At 61.3% G+C, this 26039-nt stretch carries 20 protein-coding genes and 4 pseudogenes; 11 read left to right on the plus strand and 13 right to left on the minus strand.

What is annotated here, in order from left to right; translation table 11 throughout:
- Positions 1-41 precede the first annotated feature (41 nt).
- Together AC0V2S_RS08210 and AC0V2S_RS08215 are read left to right on the plus strand one after the other, a co-directional pair.
- Positions 42-1099, plus strand: a pseudogene (locus tag AC0V2S_RS08210) (HAD family hydrolase).
- Between the two features lie 122 nt (positions 1100-1221).
- A pseudogene (locus AC0V2S_RS08215) lies at positions 1222-2388 on the plus strand (IS3 family transposase); the annotation flags it as partial.
- A gap of 151 nt (positions 2389-2539) precedes the next feature.
- Here AC0V2S_RS08215 and ilvD read toward each other — a convergent pair.
- The 3 genes from ilvD to AC0V2S_RS08230 all read right to left on the minus strand — a co-directional run bounded on the left by ilvD (position 2540) and on the right by AC0V2S_RS08230 (position 6677).
- Complete coding sequence (gene ilvD / locus AC0V2S_RS08220; protein WP_475509312.1) at positions 2540-4381, minus strand: dihydroxy-acid dehydratase; 1842 nt, start codon at positions 4379-4381, stop codon at positions 2540-2542.
- A gap of 314 nt (positions 4382-4695) precedes the next feature.
- Entirely contained in the window at positions 4696-5892 is a 1197-nt protein-coding gene (locus AC0V2S_RS08225) for a class I SAM-dependent rRNA methyltransferase (protein WP_475509313.1), read from the minus strand.
- 245 nt (positions 5893-6137) lie between these two features.
- Entirely contained in the window at positions 6138-6677 is a 540-nt protein-coding gene (locus AC0V2S_RS08230; RefSeq protein WP_475509314.1) for a type 1 glutamine amidotransferase domain-containing protein, read from the minus strand.
- Between the two features lie 288 nt (positions 6678-6965).
- Here AC0V2S_RS08230 and AC0V2S_RS08235 point away from each other — a divergent pair, with 288 nt between their 5' ends.
- The 3 genes from AC0V2S_RS08235 to AC0V2S_RS08245 all read left to right on the plus strand — a co-directional run bounded on the left by AC0V2S_RS08235 (position 6966) and on the right by AC0V2S_RS08245 (position 9188).
- Positions 6966-7778, plus strand: coding sequence for an HDOD domain-containing protein (locus AC0V2S_RS08235; protein WP_475509339.1), 813 nt, complete (start codon positions 6966-6968; stop codon positions 7776-7778).
- A gap of 50 nt (positions 7779-7828) precedes the next feature.
- Positions 7829-8641 (plus strand): bifunctional DNA-formamidopyrimidine glycosylase/DNA-(apurinic or apyrimidinic site) lyase, encoded by an 813-nt coding sequence (gene mutM, locus AC0V2S_RS08240; protein ID WP_475509315.1) that lies wholly within the window; start codon positions 7829-7831, stop codon positions 8639-8641.
- A gap of 205 nt (positions 8642-8846) precedes the next feature.
- The gene (locus tag AC0V2S_RS08245; protein WP_475509316.1) at positions 8847-9188 is read left to right on the plus strand and encodes a multidrug transporter; all 342 of its coding nucleotides are present in this window, start codon (positions 8847-8849) and stop codon (positions 9186-9188) included.
- 60 nt (positions 9189-9248) lie between these two features.
- Here AC0V2S_RS08245 and ggt read toward each other — a convergent pair whose 3' ends face one another.
- From ggt to AC0V2S_RS08275, 6 genes are all read right to left on the minus strand, one after another.
- A complete protein-coding gene (gene ggt / locus AC0V2S_RS08250; RefSeq protein WP_475509317.1) occupies positions 9249-10955 on the minus strand; it encodes a gamma-glutamyltransferase in 1707 nt (568 codons plus the stop codon).
- 16 nt (positions 10956-10971) lie between these two features.
- Positions 10972-11223 (minus strand): YfhL family 4Fe-4S dicluster ferredoxin, encoded by a 252-nt coding sequence (locus AC0V2S_RS08255; protein ID WP_475509318.1) that lies wholly within the window; start codon positions 11221-11223, stop codon positions 10972-10974.
- A 194-nt stretch (positions 11224-11417) separates the two neighbouring features.
- On the minus strand, positions 11418-11897 hold the full coding sequence (gene coaD, locus AC0V2S_RS08260; protein ID WP_475509319.1) for a pantetheine-phosphate adenylyltransferase: 480 nt from the start codon (positions 11895-11897) through the stop codon (positions 11418-11420).
- A gap of 108 nt (positions 11898-12005) precedes the next feature.
- Positions 12006-13601 (minus strand): GMC family oxidoreductase, encoded by a 1596-nt coding sequence (locus tag AC0V2S_RS08265; RefSeq protein ID WP_475509320.1) that lies wholly within the window; start codon positions 13599-13601, stop codon positions 12006-12008.
- A 53-nt stretch (positions 13602-13654) separates the two neighbouring features.
- Positions 13655-14200: a twin-arginine translocation pathway signal protein gene (locus AC0V2S_RS08270; protein ID WP_475509321.1), complete on the minus strand. Its 546-nt coding sequence runs from the start codon at positions 14198-14200 to the stop codon at positions 13655-13657.
- A 73-nt stretch (positions 14201-14273) separates the two neighbouring features.
- On the minus strand, positions 14274-15704 hold the full coding sequence (locus AC0V2S_RS08275; protein WP_475509322.1) for a coniferyl aldehyde dehydrogenase: 1431 nt from the start codon (positions 15702-15704) through the stop codon (positions 14274-14276).
- Between the two features lie 319 nt (positions 15705-16023).
- Here AC0V2S_RS08275 and AC0V2S_RS08280 point away from each other — a divergent pair, with 319 nt between their 5' ends.
- A complete protein-coding gene (locus tag AC0V2S_RS08280; RefSeq protein ID WP_475509323.1) occupies positions 16024-16683 on the plus strand; it encodes a TetR/AcrR family transcriptional regulator in 660 nt (219 codons plus the stop codon).
- Between the two features lie 3 nt (positions 16684-16686).
- Here AC0V2S_RS08280 and AC0V2S_RS08285 read toward each other — a convergent pair whose 3' ends face one another.
- From AC0V2S_RS08285 to AC0V2S_RS08300, 4 genes are all read right to left on the minus strand, one after another.
- Entirely contained in the window at positions 16687-17667 is a 981-nt protein-coding gene (locus AC0V2S_RS08285; protein WP_475509324.1) for a hydrolase, read from the minus strand.
- A gap of 305 nt (positions 17668-17972) precedes the next feature.
- Positions 17973-18572: a 16S rRNA (guanine(966)-N(2))-methyltransferase RsmD gene (gene rsmD, locus AC0V2S_RS08290; RefSeq protein ID WP_475509325.1), complete on the minus strand. Its 600-nt coding sequence runs from the start codon at positions 18570-18572 to the stop codon at positions 17973-17975.
- Positions 18572-20071 carry a M16 family metallopeptidase gene (locus AC0V2S_RS08295; RefSeq protein ID WP_475509326.1) on the minus strand — a complete coding sequence of 500 codons (1500 nt, stop codon included), beginning with the start codon at positions 20069-20071 and terminating at the stop codon, positions 18572-18574. Before AC0V2S_RS08295 ends, rsmD begins: the two co-directional genes overlap by 1 nt.
- On the minus strand, positions 20064-21419 hold the full coding sequence (locus AC0V2S_RS08300) for a M16 family metallopeptidase (protein ID WP_475509327.1): 1356 nt from the start codon (positions 21417-21419) through the stop codon (positions 20064-20066). The genes AC0V2S_RS08295 and AC0V2S_RS08300 overlap by 8 nt, the downstream gene beginning before the upstream one ends.
- A gap of 146 nt (positions 21420-21565) precedes the next feature.
- Here AC0V2S_RS08300 and ftsY point away from each other — a divergent pair, with 146 nt between their 5' ends.
- From ftsY to AC0V2S_RS08325, 5 genes and pseudogenes are all read left to right on the plus strand, one after another.
- The gene (gene ftsY / locus AC0V2S_RS08305; RefSeq protein WP_475509328.1) at positions 21566-22876 is read left to right on the plus strand and encodes a signal recognition particle-docking protein FtsY; all 1311 of its coding nucleotides are present in this window, start codon (positions 21566-21568) and stop codon (positions 22874-22876) included.
- The gene (gene ftsE, locus AC0V2S_RS08310; protein ID WP_108095018.1) at positions 22873-23541 is read left to right on the plus strand and encodes a cell division ATP-binding protein FtsE; all 669 of its coding nucleotides are present in this window, start codon (positions 22873-22875) and stop codon (positions 23539-23541) included. Before ftsY ends, ftsE begins: the two co-directional genes overlap by 4 nt.
- Positions 23541-24562: pseudogene (gene ftsX / locus AC0V2S_RS08315) on the plus strand (permease-like cell division protein FtsX). The gene ftsE and the pseudogene ftsX overlap by 1 nt, the downstream one beginning before the upstream one ends.
- Positions 24563-24671: 109 nt before the next feature.
- Positions 24672-25527 (plus strand): annotated as a pseudogene (gene rpoH / locus AC0V2S_RS08320) (RNA polymerase sigma factor RpoH).
- 80 nt (positions 25528-25607) lie between these two features.
- Positions 25608-25982 (plus strand): hypothetical protein, encoded by a 375-nt coding sequence (locus AC0V2S_RS08325; protein ID WP_475509329.1) that lies wholly within the window; start codon positions 25608-25610, stop codon positions 25980-25982.
- Positions 25983-26039: the final 57 nt, after the last annotated feature.

Raw genomic sequence — 26039 nt, forward strand, 5'->3', positions numbered from 1 at the left:
CATTTGTTAGCGTCGGCCTTTCACTTTTTCAGGGACCGACCATGCCACTCGCCAGAACCCTATTCGCCGCCGCCTTTTCCCTCGCGCTGGCCGGCCACGCCGCTGCTGCCACCGAACTCAAGCATTGGCCCGCTGAGGCGGCCCAGCAACTGGACGCCATGATTGCGGCGAATGCCAACAAGGGCAACTTCGCGGTCTTCGACATGGACAACACCAGCTACCGCTACGACCTGGAAGAGTCCCTGCTGCCCTTTATGGAAAACAAGGGCGTGCTCACCCGGAAAAACTCGACCCGTCGCTCAAACTGATTCCGTTCAAAGACACCGCCGACCACAAGGAAAGCCTGTTCAGCTACTACTACCGCCTGTGCGAGATCGACGACATGGTCTGCTACCCGTGGGTGGCGCAGGTGTTTGCCGGCTTCACCCTGACCGAGCTCAAAGGCTATGTCGATGAGCTGATGGCCTCCGGCAGGCCGGTGCCAAGCACCTATTACGAAGGCGATGTGGTCAAGACTATCGACGTGCAACCGCCGAAAGTGTTCGCAGGGCAAGCCGAGCTGTACAACAAACTGATGGAAAACGGCATCGACGTGTACGTAATGACCGCCGCCTCGGAAGAGCTGGTGCGCATGGTCGCCTCGGACCCCAAGTACGGCTACAACGTCAAACCGCAGAACGTGATTGGCGTGAGCTTGCTGCTCAAAGACCCGAAAACCGGCGCGCTGACCACCGCGCGTAAACAGATCACCGCCGGCAGCTACGACGCCAAGGCCAATATGGGCCTGGAAGTGACGCCGTACCTGTGGACCCCGGCCACCTGGATGGCCGGCAAGCAGGCGGCGATCCTCACCTATATCGATGAATGGAAAAAACCGGTGCTGGTGGGCGGCGACACGCCGAGCAGCGATGGCTACATGCTGTTTCACAGCGTGGATGTGGCCAAGGGCGGTATTCACCTGTGGGTGAACCGCAAGGACAAGTACATGGCGCAGATCACGGCGATGCAGGCCAAACATGCGGCGGCGCAGGCCAAGGAAGGGTTGCCGGTGACGGCGGACAAGAATTGGGTGGTGGTGAAGCCGGAGGAGATTCAGTGATCGGGTAGAAGAGCCCCTCACCCCTAGCCCCTCTCCCGCAAGCGGGAGAGGGGAATTGAAGTGGCCTAATGATTCTGGACACCTCGATAGGGCGTTAAGATTCGCCCACAGCAGAGGTGGATATGAACAGAAGAGTGTTTAGTTCGGAATTCAAACTGGAAGCAGCGGGTCTGGTTGTGGACCAGGGCTACTCAGTACCGGCAGCCTGCAAGGCGATGGGTGTGGGAGAAACGGCCATGCGCCGTTGGGTCGAACAATTAACGCTTGAGCGCAACGGCCGAACACCTGAGCGCAGCAAGGCTCTGACGCCTGAGCAGCGGCGCATTCAGGATCTGGAAAAGCAGGTTCGCCGCTTGGAGCAGGAGAAAGAGATTCTAAAAAAGGCTACCGCTCTCTTGATGTCGGGCGCGCTCGACTAGTTCACCTGGTCGAGGCATTGGGCGAGCAATACCCTTGTGCACTGCTTTGTCGCTTGTTCGAAGTGAACCGCAGCAGCCTCTATGCTGAGCGTCAGAGCCGCAAAAAGGAGTCGTTGCAGCGTGATCTTTTGCGCCAGCGTGCAATGACATTGCATGCTCAAAGCCGGCGATCTGCGGGCGCGAGGAGTCTTTCGGCGGCCTTGCGCAAAGAGGGATTTAAGGTTGGGCGTTTTCTCGCTGGGCGTTTGATGCAGGAAGCCGGTTTGTTCAGTACTCAACATCGCCGCCATAAGTACCGTCAAGCAGACGGTGAAAGCGTTATTGCCACCAATGAACTGAATCGCCAGTTCACCACCAGCAAGCCAAACCAAGTGTGGTGCGGCGACGTGACTTACCTCTGGGCTGGCGCGCGCTGGATCTATCTGGCGGTTGTAATGGATCTACATGCACGACGAATTGTCGGCTGGGCCATCTCTGATCGGGCGGACTCGCAGCTTACGAAACGCGCTTTGCGCGTCGCCTTTGAGGCTCGCGGATGCCCTCAAGGACTGCTTTTTCACTCTGACCAGGGCAGCCATTACAGCAGCCTGGCGTTTCGCCAATTGCTTTGGAGTTATCAGATTCGCCAGAGCATGAGTCGGCGGGGTAACTGCTGGGATAACGCACCTATGGAGCGTTTCTTCAGGAGCCTCAAGTCAGAATGGATCCCTTCGTTGGGGTATACAACGCAGGAGTTGGCCGAGCGCGATGTTCTGCGTTACATCACCGAGTACTACAACCATCAACGCCCATACAGCTACAACGAATACCAAACACCAGCAGCGCGCGAAGCGCTGGCTGGTTAAACCTAAACCGGTGTCTAGTTTTAGTTGACCACTTCAAATCCAATTGCGTTACCACGGCGAACTCGGGAAAGCCCCCTCTCCCGCTTGCGGGAGAGGGTTGGGGAGAGGGGCCGTTGATCTTCCCCCATAAAAAAGCCCCGCACTAGGCGGGGCTTTTTCGTTTCAATCGACAGCCATCACAGCCCGTCGAGCATCGCCTTGTTACGCACAGCGCCCTTATCGGCACTGGTAGCCAGCAATGCATAAGCCTTCAGCGCGGTCGTCACTTTACGGGGACGTTTTTCCACCGGCTTCCAACCCTTCTTGTCCTGCTCATGGCGGCGATGGGCGATTTCTTCATCGGTCACCAGCAGGTTGATGCTGCGGTTCGGGATGTCGATCAGCACTTTGTCGCCGTCGCGAACCAGGCCAATGGCGCCGCCCGCTGCTGCTTCCGGCGAGGCGTGGCCGATGGACAGACCCGAGGTGCCGCCAGAGAAACGGCCGTCGGTGAGCAAGGCGCAGGCTTTGCCCAGGCCTTTGGATTTCAGGTACGAAGTCGGGTAGAGCATTTCCTGCATGCCCGGGCCGCCTTTCGGGCCTTCGTAGCGAATGATGACGATGTCGCCTTCTTTCACTTCGTCGGCGAGGATGCCGCGTACCGCGCTGTCCTGGCTTTCGAAAATCTTCGCGTTGCCTTCGAACACATGGATGGACTCATCCACGCCGGCGGTTTTCACCACGCAGCCGTCCAGGGCGATGTTGCCGTACAGCACGGCGAGGCCGCCTTCTTGCGAGTAGGCGTGCTCGAAGCTACGGATGCAGCCGTTTTCACGGTCGTCGTCCAGGGTTTCCCAACGGGTCGACTGGCTGAATGCCGTCTGCGTCGGGATACCGGCCGGGCCGGCTTTGAAGAAGTGGTGCACGGCTTCGTCGTTAGTCTGGGTGATGTCCCATTTAGCGATGGCCTCGCCCATGGATTTGCTGTGCACGGTCGGCAGGTCGGTGTGCAGCAGGCCGCCACGGGCGAGCGAGCCGAGGATGCCAAATACGCCGCCAGCGCGGTGCACGTCTTCCATGTGGTACTTCTGGATGTTCGGCGCCACTTTGCACAGCTGCGGTACCAGGCGGGAAAGGCGGTCGATATCGCGCAGGTCGAAATCGATCTCGGCTTCCTGGGCGGCGGCCAGCAGGTGCAGGATGGTGTTGGTGGAACCGCCCATGGCGATGTCCAGCATCATGGCGTTTTCGAAGGCTTTGAAGTTGGCGATATTGCGCGGCAGTACCGACTCGTCGTTTTCGCCGTAGTAGCGTTTGCACAGCTCCACGATGGTGCGGCCAGCTTGCAGGAACAGCTCTTCGCGGTCGCTGTGGGTGGCCAGGGTGGAGCCGTTACCCGGCAGGGCCAGGCCCAGGGCTTCGGTCAGGCAGTTCATCGAGTTGGCGGTGAACATGCCGGAGCACGAGCCGCACGTTGGGCAGGCGCTGCGCTCGTACTCGGCGACTTTCTCGTCCGAGGCGCTTTCGTCAGCGGCGATGACCATGGCGTCGACCAGATCCAGACCGTGGCTGGCCAGTTTGGTCTTGCCGGCTTCCATCGGGCCGCCGGAAACGAAGATCACCGGAACGTTCAGGCGCAGGGCGGCCATCAGCATGCCGGGGGTGATCTTGTCGCAGTTGGAGATGCACACGATGGCGTCGGCGCAGTGGGCGTTGACCATGTATTCCACGGAGTCGGCGATGATCTCGCGGCTCGGCAGCGAATACAGCATGCCGTCGTGGCCCATGGCGATGCCGTCGTCGACTGCGATGGTGTTGAACTCTTTCGCCACGCCGCCGGCGCGTTCGATCTCGCGGGCGACCAGTTGGCCGAGGTCCTTCAGGTGCACGTGACCGGGCACGAACTGGGTGAAGGAGTTGGCGATGGCAATGATCGGTTTCTTGAAGTCTTCGTCCTTCATCCCGGTGGCGCGCCACAGAGCGCGGGCGCCGGCCATGTTGCGGCCGTGGGTGGACGTTTTTGAGCGGTAATCAGGCATGACGGTTTCCTGCGGCTAATCAGGTGTCTGTTTAGTTTCGTGTCGGAGCGCTAGTTGGCCGGGGGCAACGGCAGATGGCCGTGCGTTCGGGGCAGGTCGCAATTCGAAACGGGGTCACCGCTCGTGCGGCCGGGGCTCACAAGCCCGCCGGGGATGGTTGGCGAGGAATGGGCCGATTCTACGCCGCTCTGCGCCGGGGAGGGAAGGTTGGCGGTCAGGATCGACGTTTGCCGGAATCGAGGCTGAAGCCTCTCCTGCAAGGACGCGCGGATCCCTGTAAGAGAGGCTTCAGCCTCGATAGGTCTAACAGGCAATCACGCGTTCGGCAGAAGGCGACAGGTCAGGCTCTTGATATAGCGGGTTTCGGCAATCGCCATATGCACCGGATGGTCCGGGCCCTGGCCGCCGCGCTCGAGCATGATGATGTTGCGGTCCAGGTGACGGGCGCTCTGCAGCAGGATGTTCTGCAGGTTGTCTTCTTCCAGGTGCATGGAGCACGAGGCGCTGACCAGAATGCCGTCCTTGCTCAGCAAGCGCATGGCCATCTCGTTCAGGCGACGGTAGCCGGCTTCGCCGTTCTTGATGTCTTTCTTGCGCTTGATAAAGGCCGGCGGGTCGCACACCACCACGTCGAAACGCTCTTCCGACGACTTCAGTTCTTTCAGCGCGGCGAACACGTCGCCTTCGATGCAGGTCACTTTCTCGGCCACGCCGTTGAGGGTGGCGTTGCGCTCCACACCATCGAGGGCAAACGCCGAGGCGTCGACACAGAACACTTCGCTGGCGCCGAATGCCGCGGCTTGCACGCCCCAGCCGCCGATGTAGCTGAACAGGTCCAGCACGCGCTTGCCGTTGACGTACGGCGCCAGGCGCGCGCGGTTCATGCGGTGGTCGTAGAACCAGCCGGTCTTCTGCCCTTCGATGACCGGGGCTTCGAACTTCACGCCGTTCTCTTCCAGGGCGACCCACTCCGGCACTACGCCGAACGGGGTTTCCACGTAGCGCGGCAGGCCTTCGGCGTCGCGGGCGGCGGAGTCGTTCTTGAAGAGCACGCCGCGCGGTTGCAGCACTTGCACGAGGGCGGCGAGCACGTCGTCCTTGTGGCGTTCCATGGTCGGCGAGGTGATTTGCACCACGAGGATGTCGAAGAAGCGGTCGACGACCAGACCCGGCAACAGGTCGGAGTCGCCGTATACCAGGCGGTAGCACGGCTGATCGAACAGGCGCTCACGCAGCGACAGGGCCACGTTGATGCGGTGCACCAGCAGCGATTTATCCAGCTCGTGTTTGGTGTCGCGCGACAGCAGGCGGGCGCAGATCAGGTTGTTGGGGCTGATGCCCACAACGCCCAGCGGCTTGCCGCCGGCGGCTTCGAGAATGGCCTGGTCGCCGGCCTGAAAGCCAGACAGTGGCGTGGCGGCCACATCAATTTCGTTGCTGTAAACCCACAAATGCCCGGCGCGCAGACGGCGATCGGCATTGGCTTTTAGGCGCAGGCTGGGCAGGGACATGGGGGGCGCTCTCCGAAAAAAGAGCGGGAGTATAGCGTAGGTTGGGTTGAGCCGGAGGCGAAGCCCAACAGCCCAAACACGGTGCGCACTGCTCTTTGTTGTTGGGCTTCGCTGCGCTCAACCCAACCTACGTCCTGATGCTTGGCGAGAGAATGCCGTTTCCAGGAATCGAGGCTGAAGCCTCTCCCACAGATGACTGCATTCCCTGTGGGAGAGGCTTTAGCCTCGATGCTCTTGATCGTCTATCAGGCGGCCAACGTCTCGATCAGCTTCTTGTTAAACGCCGGAATATCGTCCGGATTACGGCTGCTGATAAAGGCGCCATCGGTCACCACTTCCTGGTCGATCCACTTTCCGCCGGCATTGGTGATGTCGTCTTTCAGCGAGCTCCAGCTGGTGATGGTGCGGCCTTTTACCAGGCCCGCCGACACCAGCAGCCAGGCGCCGTGGCAAATTACAGCAATCGGTGTTTCCTTCTGCGCCGCCTGCACCACCAGGCTCTGCGCCTCAGGAATGCTGCGGATGGTGTCGGAGTTCATCACGCCGCCCGGCAGTACCAAGGCGTCGTAGTCATTGATGTTGGCGGCAGCGAAAGTCTTGCTCACGTTGAAGCTGTCGCCCAGCTTGTCGTGATGCCAGCCGTTCACTTGACCGGTTTTGGTCGAGAGGATATCGACGGCCGCGCCAAGTTTTTCCAGGGCGTCTTTCGGGCCGGTCAGTTCCACTTGTTCGAAACCATCGGTTACCAGCAGGGCAACGCGTTTGCCTTTCAGGGAGGTGGTCATGGAGGCTCCTGTTTTTTCTCGGGGATGTTTTTCTAAGGCTTGTAAGGTTCCGAGAGCGCCCGGGCGCGGAAAGTTCAGGTCTTTGCATGTGCTGACGAGCGGCGCCGGCCGCTTACCCGCGCCGTTATTGAAGTCTTTCCGTCTGTCGGGGTTTTCCTGCGTTACCGAGGGTTACGTCTGGTAACCAGGCGGTTAGACTGTGGCATCCGTCACATCAACTTTGCCTGTGCAGTCATGGCCCAAGAACTCTCCGCCGAACAAATTCAGAAAGTCCTGCAAGGCATCAGCGTGCCGCCGCAGCCTCAGATCATGGTCGACCTGCAGATGGAGCAGGTGATGCCCCATCCCGATCTGAAGACCATCGCGAAGCTGATCAGCCAGGACCCCGGCCTGTCCGGCGCACTGTTGAAAATCGTCAATTCGCCGTTCTTTGGCCTGTCCAATCGCATCGCGTCGATTCAGCAGGCAGTGAATCTGTTGGGCTGTAACACGGTGATCAACCTGATCAACGCACAGTCCATCAAGGGCGAGATGACCGATGAGGCCATCGTTACCCTCAACCGCTTCTGGGACACCGCGCAGGACGTGGCGATGACCTGCCTGACCCTGGCCAAGCGCATCGGCTACCAGTCGGCGGACGAGGCCTACACCCTGGGCCTGTTCCACAACTGCGGCATTCCGCTGATGATCAAGCGCTTCCCCGACTACATGACCGTGCTCGAAGAGGCCTACGCCAGCGCCACTGCCGAGCGCCGTGTGGTCGACACCGAGAACCGCGTGCTCAATACCAACCACGCGGTGGTCGGTTACTTCACCGCCAAGTCGTGGAACCTGCCGTTGCACCTGTGCGACGCGATTGCCAACCATCACAACGTGCTGTCTATCTTCACCGAAGATTCGGCCCGTGATGCCCAGCTGAAAACGCTGTTGGCGATTCTGAAGATGTCCGAGCACATCTGCGAAAGCCACCGGGTGCTGGGCAACCAGACCGATGACTTCGAATGGCAGAGCATCGAACAGCTGGTGCTGGAATACGTCGGGCTCTCGGAGTACGACTTCCAGACGTTGAAAGAAAGCATCCGCGACCTGAGCATGCATTGATTCCCGCAGATTGCTAAGGTGCTCCACCCTCTTCTGTCGCGGGCCTTGTCATGCCTGAATTACCCGAAGTCGAAACCACTCGCCGCGGCATTGCGCCGTATCTGGAAGGTCAGCGCGTCAGCCGTGTGATTGTGCGTGAGCGCCGTCTGCGCTGGCCGATTCCCGAAGATCTCGATGTGCGCCTGTCCGGGCAACGCATCGAAAGCGTCACCCGGCGCGCCAAGTACCTGCTGCTGACGGCTGAAGCCGGCACCTTGATCAGCCACCTGGGCATGTCGGGCAACCTGCGGCTGGTGCCTATCGATACGCCGGTGGCCAAGCATGAGCATGTGGATATCGAGTTGGAATCGGGCCTGGCCCTGCGCTACACCGACCCGCGCCGGTTCGGCGCCATGCTCTGGAGCACCGAGCCGCTACTGCATGAGCTGTTGGTAAAGCTGGGGCCGGAGCCGTTGACCGAGCTGTTCGATGGCGACCGCTTGTTCAAGCTTTCGCGCGGCAAGAGCATCGCGGTAAAGCCCTTCATCATGGATAACGCGGTGGTGGTGGGGGTCGGCAATATCTATGCGACCGAAGCGCTGTTCGCCGCCGGTATCGATCCGCGCCGCGAGGCCGGCTCCATTTCGCGGGCGCGTTATCTGGAGTTGTCGCTGCAGATCAAACGCATCCTCGCCCATGCCATCGAACGCGGCGGCACCACGCTGCGCGACTTTGTTGGCGGTGACGGTCAGCCCGGTTATTTCCAGCAGGAGCTGTTCGTTTACGGGCGCGGTGGCGAGTTCTGCAAAACCTGTGGAAACACATTGCGCGAAGTGAAACTGGGGCAGCGGGCAAGCGTGTATTGCCCGAAGTGTCAGCGCTGATACAGGGGCAAAAAGCGCTGCGAAAAACGGCCGACTTGGCAGGGCGTGTGTAAGCGCACAGTTACAGTCAGATTTTTCCTCGCCAATTAGGCTGTAAAACCCGCAGAATGCGATCTCCAGCGCTTGACGGCCGTCACGCTGACAATTTCCGGAGCGCTGTTATAGTTACAGCCACCGCACTTTGAATCGATGAAGGACCGCACTCATGAACCTGTTTCGCTCAACCGCTGTCGTCCTGGCGCTGACCACTGGCCTCCTGGCACTGCCGGCTATGGCGGATCAGAAGAACCAGAGTGGCGACCCTACCTATGTTGTAGAAGCTCCTCCCGCCTGGGCCATGATGGGCGACTTGATCGTTGCTCGTCCGCTGTTGATCGCCGCGACCATCATTGGCGCTGGCGCCTTCGTCATCAGCCTGCCGTTCACCGCTGCTGGCGGTAATGTCGGCGATGCTGGTCGGGCACTGGTTGTCGATCCGGGCCGTGAAGCGTTCGTACGCTGCCTGGGCTGCACTGAAAGCGGCTACAAGCGCCCAGAGCAGCAGTGATCTGCAGATAAGAAAAAGCCGGTCCATGTGACCGGCTTTTTTGTGCCTGCGTTTTTTGCCTTACGGCTTCGCATCCACCGTCTGGCTCGACAGCTTCGCCTGGCCAATCCCGCGCGGGTCGCTCGCGGCCTCGACGTTGCGGCTGCTCTTATTCCACAACAACACCTGCTGATTGCCATACGGCCGATCAACCGGCTTTAGCGAATAACCGCGTTGCTGCAGGGCGTCGCGTTCGGCCGCCGTAAAGGTGTTCGGCTCGTACTCCACCACATCCGGCAGATACTGGTGGTGGTAGCGCGGCGCCGCCGCCCAGCTTGGCACCGGCTGGCCATCGAGATACTGCAGCATCGCCAGCAGCACCATGCTCGGAATACGGCTGCCGCCCGGTGTACCGAAGGCGCTGAACTCGTTGGCGCTTTCGATAAAGCTTGGGCTCATGCTCGACAGCGGCCGCTTGCCGGCGGCGATGGCATTGGCCTGGCTGCCGCTCAACCCATAGGCATTGGCGCCTTGGACGTTGGCGGCGAAGTCGTCCATTTCATCGTTGAGCAACACGCCCGTACCTGGCGGGGTAAAGGCCGCGCCAAACGGCAGGTTCACCGACAGGGTCGCCGACACCGCATTGCCCGCTTCATCCATCACCACGAAATGGGTGGTGTGGTTGCCCTCTTTCCAGGGCGGCGACGGCGGCAGGCTGCTGCTCGGTGTGGCTTTTTGCGGGTCGATGCCGCTGGCCAGTTGCTTCAGATAATCGGCGTTCAGCAGCTGGCTGACGGGGTTGGCGATAAAGTCCGGGTCGCCGAGCAGACCGCGATCGCGGTAGGCGCGGCGCAGCACTTCAATCACGTAGTGGGCGCGTTGCACCTTATCGGCTTCGCGCCAGGTCAACTGCTGCAGCATGGCCAGGCTCTGCGCCAGGGCGATGCCGCCAGCCGACGGCGGCGGGGCGCTGATCAACTCGCGGCCATCGTTGAGGGCGTAACGCAGCGGTTCCCGTTCCACTACCTGGTACTGCTCAAGGTCGGCCAGGGTCCAGATGCCGCCGGCGGCGCGTACGCCGTCGACCAGTCGCTGTGCGGTGTCGCCGCTGTAGAACCCCGGCTTGCCGTAGCGGCCCAGGCGCTCGAGGGTGTTGGCCAGGTCGGGTTGGCGCAGCAGTGTGAGTTCTTCGGGAATCGCGCCTTTGTCGCCTAGGAAGATACGCGCGGTTTCCGGGTTGTCGCGCATCGAGGCCACACGCCATTGCGCGCGCTCGCGGTACACACGGTCGACCGACACGCCATCGCGAGCCAGGCGAATGGCCGGGCCGAGGGAATCTATCAGGGGCAAACGTCCGTACTTGCGCGCCAAATCCACCAGCGCGGCCGGCAGGCCGGGAATGGCGGCGGCCAGCGCGCCGTCCAGCGATAACTCGGGCTGCACCTTGCCATCGCGCTTGTACAAATCGGCATGGGCGGCCAACGGCGCGCGCTCGCGGGCATCGAGAAAACGGTATTGCGGTTGGTCGCCAGCCTGGCGCAGCAGGAAGAAACCACCGCCGCCAAGCCCCGAGCTATACGGCTCAACCACCGCCAACGCGGCGCTGACGGCAATGGCCGCATCAAAGGCATTGCCACCGGCGGCCAGGGTTTCCAGGCCGGCGATGGTGGCGGCGGGGTGAGCGCTGGCAATGGCGGCCTGTTTGGGCTGCGGTGCGGCGCCGGCGCTGAGTGCAACAAGGAGCAGCAAGGCACCGAAAAGTGTCTTGCCCGGGTGGCTGCCACGCATCAGGCAGCCCACAGCGTTACGCTTTCCCAGTGATGATCAGGTACTTGTTCATCAGCTCATCCTTGCTTTCGACGTTGTTGTCGTCGAGGGGGATGCAATCGACCGGGCATACCTGTTGGCACTGCGGCTCGTTGTAGTGGCCGACGCATTCGGTGCACAGGTTAGGGTCGATAACGTAGATTTCTTCACCCTGCGAAATAGCGGCGTTTGGGCACTCAGGCTCGCAGACGTCGCAGTTGATGCAGTCGTCGGTGATGATTAAAGACATGAAACACAACTCCTGCCGTAGCAATCGGCCACGGCATGTTCAGACAGCGGAGCGCAAATTGTGCCGGATTGTGGGGGGAGGCGCCAATCGGCAGCGATTGGCCATCGTGTAGGAGCGGCTTTAGCCGCGATTCCTGGAAACGAGGAATCAAGAGCATCGCGACTGAAGTCGCTCCTACAAAGGGTTGAGCAGGCTTACTTCTTGAACCGCTCCAACAACGCTTCAGCGACCGCCGGGTGCACAAACTTGCTGATATCGCCGCCCAGGTTGGCAATTTCGCGCACCAGGGTGGAGGAGATAAACGAGTACTTCTCGGAAGGCGTGAGAAACAGGCTTTCTACGTCCGGCACCAATACGCGGTTCATATTGGCCAGCTGGAATTCGTACTCGAAGTCGGACACGGCACGCAGGCCGCGCAGAAATACATTGGCGCCCTGCTCTTTGGCGAAGTGCGCCAGCAGGGTGGAGAAACCGACCACTTCCACATTGGGCAGGTGCTTGGTTACTTCACGGGCCAGTTCAACGCGCTGCTCCAGCGGAAACAACGGATTCTTCTTCGGGCTGGCCGCGACGGCAATCACCACTTGATCGAACAGGCGCGAAGCGCGTTCAACGAGGTCACCGTGCCCCTTGGTAATGGGGTCAAAGGTACCGGGGTACAACACTCGATTCATCGTGACGTCCTGGCGCAGGCCATAGGGGAGTCGGATGGTAGCGCAGCAACCCCCCTGGGCCAAGTCATCGCCGCTTTTGAGCGTAGGATTATTCCTGCGGTCCTAGTGTCACGCGGTCTTCAGACGTTCTGCCAATGCACTCGCCAACTGCGCCGTCAGGCCATACACCGACAATTGCGGGTTGGCGCCGATGCTGGTGGGGAACAGCGAACCGTCGTGAATCGACAGGTTTCGCAGCTGGTGGTGGCGTCCCAGGCTGTCAGTTACCGCCTGCGTTGGGTCCTCACCCATGGCGCAACCGCCCATCACGTGGGCACTGCCCAGGCGGGTGCGGTAGATCTCCAGGCTCAACCCGTCGATCAGGCTTTTGGCCTCACCCAGGGTCTTCACATAGTCAGCGTCGGCGTGCAGCGGCAGCACGCTTTTTGCGCCGGCGGCGAACTGGATTTCAGCCATGGTGTGGAAGGAGCGACGAATGCCGTCCCAGGTGTAATCGGTCATTTTGTAATCGAGCACCGGGCTGCCATCGCCGCGCAATTCCACCGTGCCTTCGGCGCTGTCCGGGTGGAACCCGTCGCGCAGCAGGGCGAGCATGGCGTTGGTGTGGGGCAGTTGTTCCATGCGCATGGCGTTGTCGATGCCGAAGCGGCCGAGCAGCGTGGCGGTCAGTGCCGGCTGCATGGGCGGTACTTCGAGCTTGAACGACATACGCCCGGTGGTGCCGTCGTCCCACTGAAAGTGGTCGGAATAGATCGACTGCGGCGCGCCGTAGAACGGGTTGACCACCTGCTCGAATTGCGCGGCGGAGAAGTTCACCACGTGAATAAAGGTGCGCTTGCCGGCGCGCTGGTGCGGGTCCGGCGCTTTCGAGCGAAGCAGAATCGCCGGCGTGTTGATGCCGCCGCCCGACAGAATGTAGTGCTTGGCTTTTACCGTGATGGTGCGGCCGGTGGGTGCCACGCAGCGGTCATCCAGGGCCTGGCATTGAATGCCGGTTACCTTGTCGCCCTCGATCAGCAGCTTGTCGGCGCGCGCCAGGTACAGCAGCTCGCCGCCCTTTTCCAGGGTGGCCGGAATGGTGGTCACCAGCATCGACTGCTTGGCGTTGGTCGGGCAGCCCATGCCGCAGTAGCCCAGGTTCCAGCAGCCGCGCACATTGCGTGGGATGACTTTCCAGTGATAGCCGAGCTTGTCGCAACCGACCCGAATCACATCGTTGTTGAAGTTCGGCGGCATGATCCAGGGTGCCACGCCCAGGCGCTGTTCCATCTTCTCGAACCACGGAGCCATCTCGGCCACGCTATGGCCTTTGACGTTGTGCTCTTTGGCCCAATGCTCCAGCGTCGGCTCCGGCGTGCGGAAGCTCGAGGTCCAGTTCACCAGCGTGGTGCCGCCCACGGCTCGGCCCTGCATGATGGTGATGGCGCCGTCCTTGCTCATACGGCCGATGCCTTCCTGGTACAAGCTGGCGTAGGCCTCAGGCTCCTGCATCTTGAAGTCGCTGCTGGTTTTCAGCGGGCCTTCTTCGATCAGCAGCACCTTGTAGCCGGCGGCGCTGAGGATTTCCGCTGTGGTGCCGCCGCCGGCGCCGGTGCCGACAATGGCCACGTCGGCTTCCAGGGTCAGGTCCTGCTCCAGGCGCGAGCCGTTGTAGGTTTTCCAGCCGCGGCCAAGGCCTTCGGCAAACAGATCGGGTACGGGCATCTCAGGCGTCTCAGTAAATTCTTATTAGAAGAGGCGTTGCGTGGAGCAGGCGCTTACACCTTGGGCGGACCGGGGTAACCGCAATGGGCCCAGGATTCCGGCCGGCCATACCAGGACATCATCACCAACTGCAGCACCGAGGCATGGCCCATGCGCAACAGGCTGAGCGAGCTGTTTTGCCAACGGGTGAGGAAATGGCGGATGTCTTCGCTGGACGCATTTTCCCAACTGCCCCACACGCCGGTCAGCGGCCCGCGGGTGACGGCCATGGCCAGCACGTCGAACAGCTGCACGGTGAGTTTGAGCAGTTCCGGCGACAGGTGGTTGAGGCTGTAGTCGAGGTTTTGCAGGGTACCGGCGATGGCTTGCTGCATGGCTTCGGGCTTTACCGCGCCAGCCAGCATGACCGGGATTACCGCCTTGAGAAACGGCAAGTCGCTGTCGCGCACGACGGCAAAACCATTGGCGGGGGTGCTGGCCGAGCAGCCACTCAAGCTGGCGGTGAGGCCGGCGGTGGCGAGAAAGGCGGAGCCCATCAGGCCGACTTTGAGCAAGCCGCGTCGTGACAGGCCGGGTGCAGCTACTACGGAGTCATTCATTATTGTTTTTTGACCTCGCTCTATGGCGATTAAGTAAGCGGTGGCCGGCAGGCTAAAACCGGCCACCGCCAGTTCAGCGGATAAACAGCTTCAGCACCAGTTTCTGCAACGCTTTGCCATACGGTGGGTAGATCACTTTCGAGGCGTTGAAGCGCTGTTTGATAAACACGCCCTTGGCCTTGGAGAAGGTCAGGAAGCCTTCGTGGCCATGGTAGTGGCCCATGCCCGACGGGCCGACGCCGCCGAACGGCATATCGTCCTGGGCCACGTGCAGCAGGGTGTCGTTCAGGCACACGCCGCCGGCATGGGTCTCGTGCAGCACGCGTTTCTGCTCGGCCTTGTTGTAGCCGAAGTAGTAAAGCGCCAGCGGACGAGGGCGGTCGTTGATGTAGTTAAAGGCGTCTTCCAGGCGGTCGTACGGCACGATCGGCAGCAGCGGGCCAAAGATTTCGTCCTGCATCAGCTTCATGTCGTCGTTCACATTCAGCACCACGGTCTGCGCCATACGGCGGCCCTGGCCTTCGGGGAACAGCGGAATCAACGTAGCGCCTTTGCTTTCGGCGTCGGTCAGCAGGCCTTTGAGGCGGGTCAGCTGACGGTCGTTGATGATGGCGGTGTAGTCGGGGTTGTCTTTGAGGTTCGGGTAGAAGGTCTGCACCGTCTTGCGGTACGCCTCGACGAAGCCTTCCACGCGGTCTTTCGGCACCAGCACGTAGTCCGGCGCCACGCAGGTCTGGCCGGCGTTCATGGTTTTGCCGAAAGCGATGCGCTCGGCCGCGTCGCTCAACGGCACGTCGTCGGAGACGATGGCCGGCGATTTGCCGCCCAGTTCCAGAGTGACCGGCACCAGGTTTTCTGCCGCTGCGCGCATCACGTGTTTGCCGATGCTGGTGGCGCCAGTGAAGAGCAAGTGGTCGAACGGCAGCTTGGAGAAGGCCATGCCCACTTCCGCTTCGCCGAGCACCACGGCCACTTGGTCTTCGGGGAAAATGCGCGCCAGCAGGTCTTTGACCAATTGCGAGGTCACCGGGGTGGACTCGCTCATCTTGATCATCACCCGGTTACCGGCGGCCAGCGCGCCCACCAGCGGGCCGATGGCGAGAAACAGCGGGTAGTTCCACGGGACGATAACGCCGACCACGCCCAGCGGCTGGTAAACCACTTTGGCGCTGGCCGGCTGGAATGCCGAGCCCACGGAACGGCGCGACGGTTTCATCCATTTCTTGATGCGTTTGGTGGCGTAGTGAATGCCATGCACGCTGGGCATGATTTCGGCCAGCAGGGTTTCTTCTGCGGCGCGGTTGCTGAAGTCCTGGGAAATGGCTTTTACCAGCGTGTCTTTTTCGCTGAGCAGCAGGTCGCACAGGCTCTTGAGCCACTGGATGCGCTGCGCCGCTTCGGGCATGGGATTGGCGCGGAAGGCTTCGCGCTGACGGCGTAGTAGTTCGTCCAACTGCTCGATTTGTTGTTGGTTGTGTTGCAGGTAAGCAATGTCGGCGACCATGTGAAAGCTCCTGGGCAGTCCAGTTAAGAGAACCCGGAACCGCCAATACTTTTTATTAGGTACGGGGGTCGGTCAAGGGTTGCGCAAAACAGCGTGCTGGATTTTTAGAGCAATTACTCTAATGTGTCAAATAGGATGCCGACAACGGCTCTGCGATGCACCCCAACGAAAAGTTAGGGTGCTTGGTTTCTGTGTTGTTGGGTAACAATGAGCGCGCTTGTGCGTGTACCTTTGGCGCAAGAAGGGCAGCTGCCCGCCACGGCAGGGCACAGTTGCCGGGGGCTTTTTTGCTAAAGAAACAGTGTGTGAGGGACGCGCCATGGCCGCGCCAATGAAAACCCGTGAGCGCATCATCCAGGCCAGCCTGGAGCTGTTCAATTTGCAGGGCGAGCGTAATGTGACGACCAATCACATTGCCGCGCACCTGGCGATTTCACCGGGCAATTTGTATTACTACTTCCGCAATAAGCAGGCGATCATCGCCGAACTGTTCAATCAGTATGAACAGCAGGTGGACACCTTTTTGCGCCCGCCGGAAGGCCGCGCGATGACCGTGGAAGACAAAACCTTCTACCTCGAAGCCCTGCTCGCGGCGATGTGGCATTACCGTTTTCTGCACCGCGATCTGGAGCATTTGCTGGAAACCGACGCGGGTTTGGCCACGCAGTACCAGCAGTTTTCCCAGCGCTCGATGGGCCGCGCAACGGCGATTTATCAGGGCTTTGTGGATGCCGGCATTCTGGTGATGGGTGAGCGGCAGATTGAGGCGCTGACCCTTAACAGCTGGATCATCATGACCTCCTGGGTGCGTTTTCTCTGCACCTCCCGCGGCGACCCGGGCGACCTCAGCGAAGAGATGCTGCGCCGCGGCATCTATCAAGTGCTGGCGCTGGAGGGCGGCTATATCGCCCCGCAAGCGCGCGAGGCGGTGGACGCTTTGCAGCAGCGCCTGTTCGTGCCGCTGGATACCGTGATCTAAGCGTTACTTCAGCGCCGCCAACCACTCTGGAATACGCCGCTCGAGGTAATACTCCGGACGGCGCCACGAGCCCTGGATAAACCCCACGTGCCCGCCATGGGCATGCAACTCGAACTGCACGCAGCTCGCCAGTTCGGCCGGCTCCGGCAGGCTGTGGGGGAACACGAACGGATCGTCTGCCGACTGAATCAGCAAAGTCGGCGTCTGAATGCGACCGAGAAAATAGCGGCTGGACGAGCGCTTGTAGTAGTCATCGGCATCGGCAAAGCCATGCAGCGGGGCGGTCACCCGGCCGTCGAAATCCCAGAACGTACGCATATTGGTCAGCGGCCCGAGCTTTTCCAGAATCGACAGCCGATCGGCCTGGCCCTTGTGGGCGAACAGGCGCTGCTTGTCTTTCACGTAGGCGAGCATCTCGCGCATAAAGTGCGCCTGATAGACCTTGGAAAAACCCATGCCGATGCGGTCAGCGCACTGGTCCAGGCGAAACGGCACCGACACTGCCACGGCGCCCTGCAACTGGCTGTCGGCGCCCGTTTCGCCCAAGTACTTGAGCAGCACATTGCCGCCCAGCGAGTAGCCGGCGGCATACAGCGGCGCCATCGGCCGCTTGGCGCGCAGGTGGCGGATGGTTTCGGCGAGGTCTTCGCTGGCGCCGGAGTGGTAACCGCGCGGCAGCAGGTTGGGTTCGCCCGAGCACCCGCGCCAGTTCAGCGCCACGCTGGCCCAGCCTTGGGCGGCGAGGGTTTGTTGCACGCCCAGCACGTACAGCGAACTGGACGAGCCGGTCAGGCCATGCAGCACCAGCACCAAGGGCGCTTCGGCTTCATGCGGGCCGTGCCAGTCCAGATCGAGAAAATCGCCGTCTTCCAGCCACAGGCGTTCACGCTCGCGCTCAAGCGTCGGCGGCTTGCGGCACAGCGCGTTCCACAGGGTTTGCAGGTGCGGGTTGGGTAGCCACCAGGCGGGGGAAAAGGTGCTCATCGGTTCGGTCACGTGGCGAAATCAGCAGGGGAGATAGTGGCAGGGTCTGCCGTAGGAAGGCAGTTAGGAAATTTAAGCCGCTTCCTATGCGGGAAGGCAGTAGGGGTTGTTAGCGTTTGCCTCTACCTTCACTGCCATGAGCCAAAGGAGCCGGCGATGATATTTTTTCTGAGCGGAATCGGCATTTTTCTCGCGGTGCTTTACGCAATTTTAATGTGCTGCACCGGGTTGAACCTGCGGATTTTTATCGGGCGCCATCACTGCTTTATGGTGCAGCTATTGCCGTAAACGCCCGACGCACCGAATCAGACGCTGCGTTGCCACAGCGCGTAATACACCTGCCCGGCCTTCTGTTCCCGATGCAGCCGCCAGTTGCCCGGCATGCTCAAGCTCGACGGCGGGTTTTCACTTTCGGTGTACACCCAGGCTTCATCTGCCAACCAGCCTTTTTCTTCCAGCAGCGTGCACGTCGGTTGCAGCAGGTTCTGGTTAAAGGGCGGGTCGAGAAATACCAGATCGAACGGCGTCGCGCTCTGGGTTTCCAGGTAGCGCAACGTGTCGGTTTGCAGCAGTTGGCCGGCGGCGCATTTCAACGTGTCGAGGGTCTGACGCAGGTTGGCAATGGCGTCGCCATTGAGGTCCAAAGCCAGCGCAACGCTGGCGCCACGCGACAGGGCTTCCAGATACAGCGCACCGCTCCCGGTAAACAAATCCAGCACCCGCGCGCCCTGCACATAGGGCGCCAGCCAGTTGAACAACGTTTCGCGCACGCGGTTTGGCGTTGGGCGCAACCCGTGGGCCATGGGGAAGCTGAACTGGCGGCTGCGCCATTCGCCACCAATGATGCGTAACTGGCCTTGGCCAGCCTGGGCGGCGGCGATGCCGGGTTTTACGGGACGGGCCATCAGTGCTCCGGAACGCCAAGCGCAGGCTCAGCGGGGTGATCGGTTGGAGGCGGCAGGGGCTTTTGCGGCACGGTAGGGCCGGCGGTGACGATAACCAGGTTATCGGCATTCAGGTGCTTGGCCATGGCCGCTTTCACGGTGGCCACGTCGAGCGCCTGAACCTGCTGCATAAAGTCTTCAAGATAGCTCAGCGACAAGTCGTAGAAACCGATGGCGCCAAGTTGCGCAACTATATCGCCATTGCTGGCGGTCGACAGCGGAAAGCTCCCGGCCAGTTCCCGTTTGGCATCATCCACTTCTTTCTGCGTGGGGCCATTGGCGAGGTAGTCGCGCAGGATGTCTTGCACCAGTTTCAGCGCGCCTTCGCTCTGCTCGGCACGGGTTTGCAGGCTGATCATAAAGGGCCCGCGCGCCTGCATGGCGGTGAAGCCCGAGGAGATACCGTAGGTCAGGCCGCGTTTCTCGCGCACCTGATCCATCAGCCGAGTACCAAAGCCGCCGCCACCGAGAATCTGGTTGCCGAGAAACAGCGCGGCATAGTCCGGTTCGGCGCGGTCGATACCCAACTGCGCGAGCATCAGCGTGGTTTGCTTGGATGGGAATTCGATATGGGTCAGGCCCGCCTTCGGTTCCTGCGGCTCGGCCGTTTTCGCTAGCGCCGGGCCTCTGGGCAAGGCGGCGGACACCTGTGCGGTCATGGCTTCAGCCTCGGCGCGCGACAGGTCGCCCACCAGTGCAATCACCGTATTGCCAGCAGCGTAGGCCTTCTGGTGAAACGCCTTCATTTGGGCAATGGTGATGCCGGGAATGGATTTTTCCGTGCCATCGCTGGAGTGCGCGTAGGGGTGGTCGCCGTACAGGCGCTTGAACAGTTCCAGGCCCGCGAGGCGGCCGGGGTTCTGTTTCTGGTATTCGAAACCGGCCAGCACCTGGTTCTTGATGCGCACCAGCGAATCAGCGGGGAACGTCGGCTGGCCAATCACCTCGGCAAACAGCTTGAGCGCCGGCTCCCGTTTGTCGGCGGCGGTCAGGCTGCGCAGGCTGGCGACGCCCATGTCGCGGTAAGCGCCGTTGCCGAAATCCGCGCCGAGGTCTTCGAAGCCGGCGGCAATCGCGCTGACGTCTTTGCCCGCCACGCCTTCGTTGAGCATGGCGTTGGTCATCATCGCCAGGCCCGGGGTGTCGCCGTCCTGGCTGCTGCCGGCGGCGAAGGTCAGGCGCAGGTCGAACATCGGCAACTCATGGGCTTCAACGAACAGCACCTTGGCGCCTTCGGCGGTTTTCCAGGTTTGGATATTGATGGTGCGATGGCTCGGCGCCTGGCCTTCCAGTGCCGCCAGCGACTCCAGATGATCAGGCGCCTTGCTCACCGCTACAGGTGCAGGAGCCGGTTCGGTGGGTGCCTGGGCGGGGCGGCTGACAAAAAACACCAGCACTGCCAGCAGCACCAAGAGGCTAAGGCCAAGCAGGCCGTAGCGCAGACCGTTGCGTTCACTCATGGGTTTTTTCCTTCGGCAGAACTTCGGCAACGCTCAGGCGCTCGCGGGTGAAATAGGTACGCGCGGCTTGCTGGATATCGTCAGGCGTTACCGCTTCGATGGCGGCGAGGTCTTCGTCCATCAGCTTCCACGACAGTCCCACGCTTTCCAGTTGGCCGATGGTGCTGGCCTGGCTGCTGATGGAGTCACGCTCGTACACCAGCCCGGCGATGACCTGAGCCCTTACGCGCTGTAGTTCGGCGGCGGTAGGTGGCGTGGTTTTCAGTGCTTCGAGTTGGCGCCACAGGCCGGCCTCGGCTTGCGCCAGGGTTTTGCCGGTTTGCACGTTGGGGGTGGCGGAAAGCATGAACAGGCTGTCGCCGCGGTTGAAGGCGTCGTAACTGGCCGAGGCGCCGGACACCAGCTCCTCGCCGCGTTCCAGTTGCGTCGGCAGGCGGGCGCTGTAGCCGCCGTCCAGCAGGGCCGAGATCAGGCGCAAGGCATAGGCGTCGCGGCGGTTCGCGGCGGTGGCCAGGCTCGGCACGTTGAAGCCCATCATCAGGCTTGGCAGCTGGGTTTGCAGGTACAGGCGAATACGCCGTTCGCCCGGCTCGGCCAGTTCCAGCGGTGCTTTGGCGGTGGGAATGGCGCGGTTGGGGACGGGGCCGAAGTAGCGTTCGGCCAAGGTTTTCACCTCGGCGACGGTGACATCGCCGACCACTACCAACGTAGCGTTATTGGGCGTGTACCAGGTTTCGTACCAGTGGCGCAGCTCTTCCACGCTCATGCGCTGCAGGTCGGCCATCCAGCCGATGGTCGGGGTGCCGTAGCCGCTGCCGGGGTAGGCCATGGCTTTGAAGCGTTCGTAGGCCAGGGAGCTGGGTTTGTCATCGGTGCGCATGCGGCGCTCTTCCTTGATGACTTCAATCTCGCTGCGAAATTCTTCCGGCGGCAGGCGCAGGCTGGCCATGCGGTCGGCTTCCAGTTCGAAGGCCACCGGCAGGCGGTCGCGGGCCAGCACCTGGTAATAGGCGGTGTAGTCGTCGCTGGTGAAGGCATTTTCTTCGGCGCCCAGCTCGCGCAATACCAGCGAGGCTTCGCCGGGTTTCATCTTGGCGCTGCCCTTGAACATCATGTGTTCCAAGGCGTGGGACAGGCCGGTCTGGCCGGGCGTTTCATAGCTGGAGCCGACCTTGTACCAGACCTGGGACACCACCACCGGCGCGCGGTGGTCTTCGCGTACAACGACCTTGAGGCCGTTGGCGAGGGTGAACTCCTGGGTGGCTTGAGTTTCGGCGGAGAAAGCAGACAGCGGCAGGTAAAGGGCCGCGAGCAGCAGCCCGGTGGCGCTGCGGGCAAGCATTTTCATGAAGTGAATGACCTGTCGAGGAGGCCCGCTTGGTCTTAGCGTCGGCGGGCGCGGAGGTGCTAGGATACTCATCCATTTTATTGGCGGCCACGGCTGTTGGGTTTTTACCCGGTTGGCGCGTCGCACCCTTGAGATAGCCGCTCTCCATGTTTGGTTCCAACGACGACAAGAAGACCCCAGCCGCTGCTGGGAACACCGCACCGGGCTCCTCGGAAGAGAAAACCGGCGAGAAAAAAAGCCTGTTTGGCTGGCTGCGCAAAAAGCCCCAGGAGCCCGTAGCGGCCCCGGAGCCTGCGGCTGAAACCGTTGCGCCTGCTGAGCCTGCCGCCGCTGAACCGGCGCCGGTTCTTGAGACCCCCGTGGTCGAATTGCCGGCCCAGGATCAGCAGCCGGTGGTGACGCCAGAGCCCATCGCCGTGGCGCCTGTCCCCGCACCTATTGCGCCGCCCGAACCCGTCGTGGCCGAGTCGGTTGTGGTCGAGACGACGGTTGTTGCTGCGCCGCCGGTTTCGCCCGCTGAAAGCAAAGCCGGCTTTTTCGCCCGTCTGAAACAAGGCCTGTCGAAAACCAGCGCCAGCCTGGGCGAAGGCATGGCCAGTCTGTTCCTTGGCAAAAAGGCCATCGACGACGACCTGCTGGATGAAATCGAAACCCGCCTCCTGACCGCCGACGTTGGTGTTGAAGCCACCACGGCGATCATCCAGAGCCTCACGCAGAAAGTCGCGCGCAAGCAGTTGGTCGATAGCGGGGCGTTGTACAAGGCCCTGCAAGAAGAACTGGCCTCGTTGCTCAAACCGGTGGAACAGCCGCTGGTGATTCCGGCGGAGAAGAAGCCCTTCGTGATTCTGGTGGTCGGCGTGAACGGCGCTGGCAAAACCACCACCATCGGCAAGCTGGCCAAAAAGCTGCAGCTAGAAGGCAAGAAAGTGATGCTGGCTGCCGGCGACACGTTCCGCGCTGCCGCGGTCGAGCAATTGCAGGTGTGGGGCGAGCGCAATCAGATTGCGGTAATCGCTCAACACACGGGCGCCGACTCTGCCTCGGTGATTTTCGACGCGGTCCAGGCTGCGACCGCTCGCGGCATCGATGTGCTGATCGCCGACACTGCTGGCCGTCTACACACCAAAGACAATTTGATGGAAGAGCTGAAAAAAGTCCGTCGCGTGATCGGCAAGCTGGACGAAACCGCGCCGCACGAAGTGCTGCTGGTGCTGGACGCCGGCACCGGGCAGAACGCCATCAGCCAGGCCAAGCAATTCAACCAGACCGTGAACCTGACCGGCCTGGCCCTTACCAAGCTGGACGGTACCGCCAAGGGCGGGGTGATTTTCGCCCTGGCCAAGCAGTTTGGTTTGCCAATTCGCTACATCGGTGTCGGTGAAGGCATCGATGATTTGCGTACTTTTGAAGCTGAAGCCTTTGTTCAGGCCTTGTTCGCCGAGCGGGAGCACGCATGATTCGCTTTGAGCAGGTGGGTAAACGCTACGCCAATGGCCACGTCGGCCTGCATGAGCTGAGTTTTCGCGTGCGCCGTGGCGAGTTTCTGTTCGTCACCGGCCACTCGGGCGCCGGCAAGAGCACCTTGCTGCGCCTGATACTGGCGATGGAACGGCCCACCTCGGGCAAATTGCTGCTGGCCGGGCAAGACCTGGCGCAGATCACCACCGCGCAAATTCCTTTCCTGCGCCGCCAGATCGGCGTGGTGTTTCAGAATCATCAGCTGTTGTTTGACCGCACAGTGTTCAACAACATCGCACTGCCGCTGCAGATTCTCGGGCTGTCCAAGCCGGACATCGCCAAGCGCGTTGACGCGGCGCTGGAGCGCGTGGCGTTGAGCGACAAGCGCGATCTGTTTCCCGGCGACCTGTCCACCGGTCAGCAACAGCGCGTCGGCATCGCCCGCGCCGTGGTGCACCGCCCGGCCTTGCTGCTGGCGGATGAACCCACCGGTAACCTCGACCCGCGTCTGGCCGCTGAAATCATGGGTGTGTTCGAAGACATCAACCGCATGGGCACCAGCGTGCTGATCGCCAGCCACGACCTGGCGCTGATCGCGCGCATGCGCCACCGCATGTTGACCCTGCAACGCGGCCGTTTGATCGGCGATGGAGAGGCCGGTTAATGAGCGCCACACGCAATCCACAGGAATCATCCTCGGCCGCTGAACGCGTTGGCGCGGCGCCGAAGAAAAATGATCAGAAGAAGGACGACGGCAGTCCGGACTTCACCACGCTGCTGCACGCCTGGATAGAAGCCCATCGCTCCAGCCTGATCGACAGCCTGCGTCGCCTGGCCAAACAGCCGATCGGCAGCTTTTTCACCTGCCTGGTCATGGCCGTGGCGCTGAGCTTGCCGATGGGCTTGTCGCTGCTGCTCAACAACGTCGAGCGCCTCGGCGGCTCGTGGCAGCGCGCGGCGCAGATTTCGTTGTTTCTCAAACTGGATGCCAGCGAGGCCGACGGCGAGAAATTACGCGCGCAGATTGCCGAGATGGGCGATGTGGCCGAATCCGAATGGATCAGCCGCGAACAGGCCCTGGCGGAATTCCAGCAGCAGTCTGGCTTGGGCGAGGCGCTCAAGGAGCTGCCGGAAAACCCGCTGCCGGCGGTGATTCTGGTGACCCCGAAAGAAGTCGACAAACCGGCGCTGGAAGCCTTGCGCTTGCGCTTGGCGGATTTGCCCAAGGTGCAGCAGGCGCAACTCGACTTGCTGTGGGTGGAGCGGCTGAGCGCGATTTTGAAGTTGGGTGAGCGATTTGTCTTCGGTCTGACGTTGCTGCTGGTGATGGCGCTGCTGCTGGTGATCGGCAACACCATCCGCCTGCATATCGAAAACCGCCGCACTGAAATCGAAGTGATCAAGCTGGTGGGCGGAACGGACAGCTACGTGCGCCGGCCCTTCCTTTATATGGGTGCGTTGTACGGCTTGGGTGCGGGATTGCTGTCCTGGGCGGTGCTGGCTTCGGCTTGGATTGGCTCAATGGCGCCGTGGTGCGCCTGGCCGGCCTGTACGGCAGTGACTTTGCACTGGGCGGCGTACCGTTGTCCGATGGTCTATCCCTGCTGCTTGGCGCCGTACTGTTGGGGTATATTGGCGCCTGGCTTGCGGTGGCCCGTCACTTGAACGAATTGGCCCCGAAGTAGTAAGTTCTTGTTTCGTTGTATGTTTTCGTGCTTTCTGAACTTTAGAGTCAACTGTTAGTCTTATTCGCAGTGCTCAAGAGGCACGAGTTTCGTGAGTCGGAGGATTCGCATGAGCAATTCTTTGCAACCTGTCCATGCCTTAGTCCCAGGTGCAAACCTGGAGGCCTACGTGCATGCAGTCAACAGCATTCCGCTGCTGACCGTTGAGCAGGAGCGCGAACTGGGCGAAAGTCTTTTCTACCATCAAGATCTTGAAGCCGCCCGGCAAATGGTGCTCGCGCACCTGCGTTTTGTTGTCCATATCGCAAGAAGTTATTCCGGTTATGGCCTGGCCCAGGCCGACCTGATCCAGGAAGGCAACGTCGGTCTGATGAAGGCCGTAAAACGCTTCAACCCGGAAATGGGTGTGCGTTTGGTGTCGTTCGCCGTGCACTGGATCAAAGCTGAAATTCACGAGTTCATCCTGCGTAACTGGCGCATCGTCAAAGTGGCCACCACCAAGGCGCAGCGCAAATTGTTCTTCAACCTGCGCAGCCAGAAAAACGTCTGGCCTGGCTGAACAACGACGAAGTCCATGCTGTGGCTGAAAGCCTGGGCGTGGAACCGCGTGAAGTGCGTGAGATGGAAAGCCGTTTGACCGGTCACGATATGGCGTTCGACCCGGCCTGCTGAAGCAGACGACGAAAGCGCTTCCAGTCACCGGCCAACTATCTGGAGGACCACCGTTACGACCCGGCGCGTCAGTTGGAAGATTCCGACTGGAGCGACAGCGCTACCGCGAACCTGCATGTAGCGTTGGAAGGTCTGGACGATCGCAGCCGTGACATCCTCTACCAGCGTTGGCTGGCCGAGGAAAAAGCGACCCTGCATGAGCTGGCCGCCAAGTACAACGTCTCGGCTGAGCGTATTCGCCAGTTGGAGAAAAATGCGATGAGCAGCAACTTAAAGGCTCCATAGCCGCTTAAGCCCTCTCGCATTTCGATAGAGCCGCACTCAGGTGCGGCTTTTTTCTGCCCGCCTTATTTCAGTTTGCCGGAGCGTTTCTATGTCCTTGCCGCCGCTACGTATGCAGCACTGGCTGCTGTTTGTGGTGATTGCCATCGCCTTCTTCGCCTGGGGTGGCTGGCTGATGCGCGGCCCCGGCCAACCCGAGGTTTTGCCGGGAATGGCGCAGTGGCAACAGCAGATTCTGCTGCCGATGGCTGATGGCAAGCTGACGTTGGGGCAGCTGAATGCGCTGAATGCGGGCGAGCTGTGGCTAAAGCCGCGCCTCGATGGCCCGCAGCTGGTGTTTCGCAGCGAATTAGAAGCGTCGGGTCAGCACTGGAAGCTCGAAGCGGTGTTGGTGCTGAACGAACGTGAACATACCAGTTTGATGGCAGCCACAGCCTCAAGCCGACCGACCCTGAGCAGCCGCTGAGTGCGGCGATGCTGAGTGAGATGGGCAGTCACGCACTGTCGACGTTGGCACTGCGCC

The sequence above is a fragment of the Pseudomonas sp. CC11G genome, from assembly GCF_056174845.1.

What these genes read in the sequence shown, in the direction of transcription:
- AC0V2S_RS08275 (WP_475509322.1), bottom strand. Translation starts at nt 15,704, where the DNA reads ATGGTCGCCGACATTGCTTACCTGCAACACAACCAACAACAAATCGAG.
- mutM (WP_475509315.1), top strand. Translation starts at nt 7,829, where the DNA reads ATGCCTGAATTACCCGAAGTCGAAACCACTCGCCGCGGCATTGCGCCG.
- AC0V2S_RS08230 (WP_475509314.1), bottom strand. Translation starts at nt 6,677, where the DNA reads ATGACCACCTCCCTGAAAGGCAAACGCGTTGCCCTGCTGGTAACCGAT.
- coaD (WP_475509319.1), bottom strand. Translation starts at nt 11,897, where the DNA reads ATGAATCGAGTGTTGTACCCCGGTACCTTTGACCCCATTACCAAGGGG.
- AC0V2S_RS08255 (WP_475509318.1), bottom strand. Translation starts at nt 11,223, where the DNA reads ATGTCTTTAATCATCACCGACGACTGCATCAACTGCGACGTCTGCGAG.
- rsmD (WP_475509325.1), bottom strand. Translation starts at nt 18,572, where the DNA reads ATGGCCCGTCCCGTAAAACCCGGCATCGCCGCCGCCCAGGCTGGCCAA.
- AC0V2S_RS08280 (WP_475509323.1), top strand. Translation starts at nt 16,024, where the DNA reads ATGGCCGCGCCAATGAAAACCCGTGAGCGCATCATCCAGGCCAGCCTG.
- AC0V2S_RS08285 (WP_475509324.1), bottom strand. Translation starts at nt 17,667, where the DNA reads ATGAGCACCTTTTCCCCCGCCTGGTGGCTACCCAACCCGCACCTGCAA.
- AC0V2S_RS08265 (WP_475509320.1), bottom strand. Translation starts at nt 13,601, where the DNA reads ATGCCCGTACCCGATCTGTTTGCCGAAGGCCTTGGCCGCGGCTGGAAA.
- ftsY (WP_475509328.1), top strand. Translation starts at nt 21,566, where the DNA reads ATGTTTGGTTCCAACGACGACAAGAAGACCCCAGCCGCTGCTGGGAAC.
- ggt (WP_475509317.1), bottom strand. Translation starts at nt 10,955, where the DNA reads ATGCGTGGCAGCCACCCGGGCAAGACACTTTTCGGTGCCTTGCTGCTC.
- AC0V2S_RS08300 (WP_475509327.1), bottom strand. Translation starts at nt 21,419, where the DNA reads ATGAAAATGCTTGCCCGCAGCGCCACCGGGCTGCTGCTCGCGGCCCTT.
- AC0V2S_RS08225 (WP_475509313.1), bottom strand. Translation starts at nt 5,892, where the DNA reads ATGTCCCTGCCCAGCCTGCGCCTAAAAGCCAATGCCGATCGCCGTCTG.
- ilvD (WP_475509312.1), bottom strand. Translation starts at nt 4,381, where the DNA reads ATGCCTGATTACCGCTCAAAAACGTCCACCCACGGCCGCAACATGGCC.
- AC0V2S_RS08295 (WP_475509326.1), bottom strand. Translation starts at nt 20,071, where the DNA reads ATGAGTGAACGCAACGGTCTGCGCTACGGCCTGCTTGGCCTTAGCCTC.
- AC0V2S_RS08245 (WP_475509316.1), top strand. Translation starts at nt 8,847, where the DNA reads ATGAACCTGTTTCGCTCAACCGCTGTCGTCCTGGCGCTGACCACTGGC.
- ftsE (WP_108095018.1), top strand. Translation starts at nt 22,873, where the DNA reads ATGATTCGCTTTGAGCAGGTGGGTAAACGCTACGCCAATGGCCACGTC.
- AC0V2S_RS08325 (WP_475509329.1), top strand. Translation starts at nt 25,608, where the DNA reads ATGTCCTTGCCGCCGCTACGTATGCAGCACTGGCTGCTGTTTGTGGTG.
- AC0V2S_RS08270 (WP_475509321.1), bottom strand. Translation starts at nt 14,200, where the DNA reads ATGAATGACTCCGTAGTAGCTGCACCCGGCCTGTCACGACGCGGCTTG.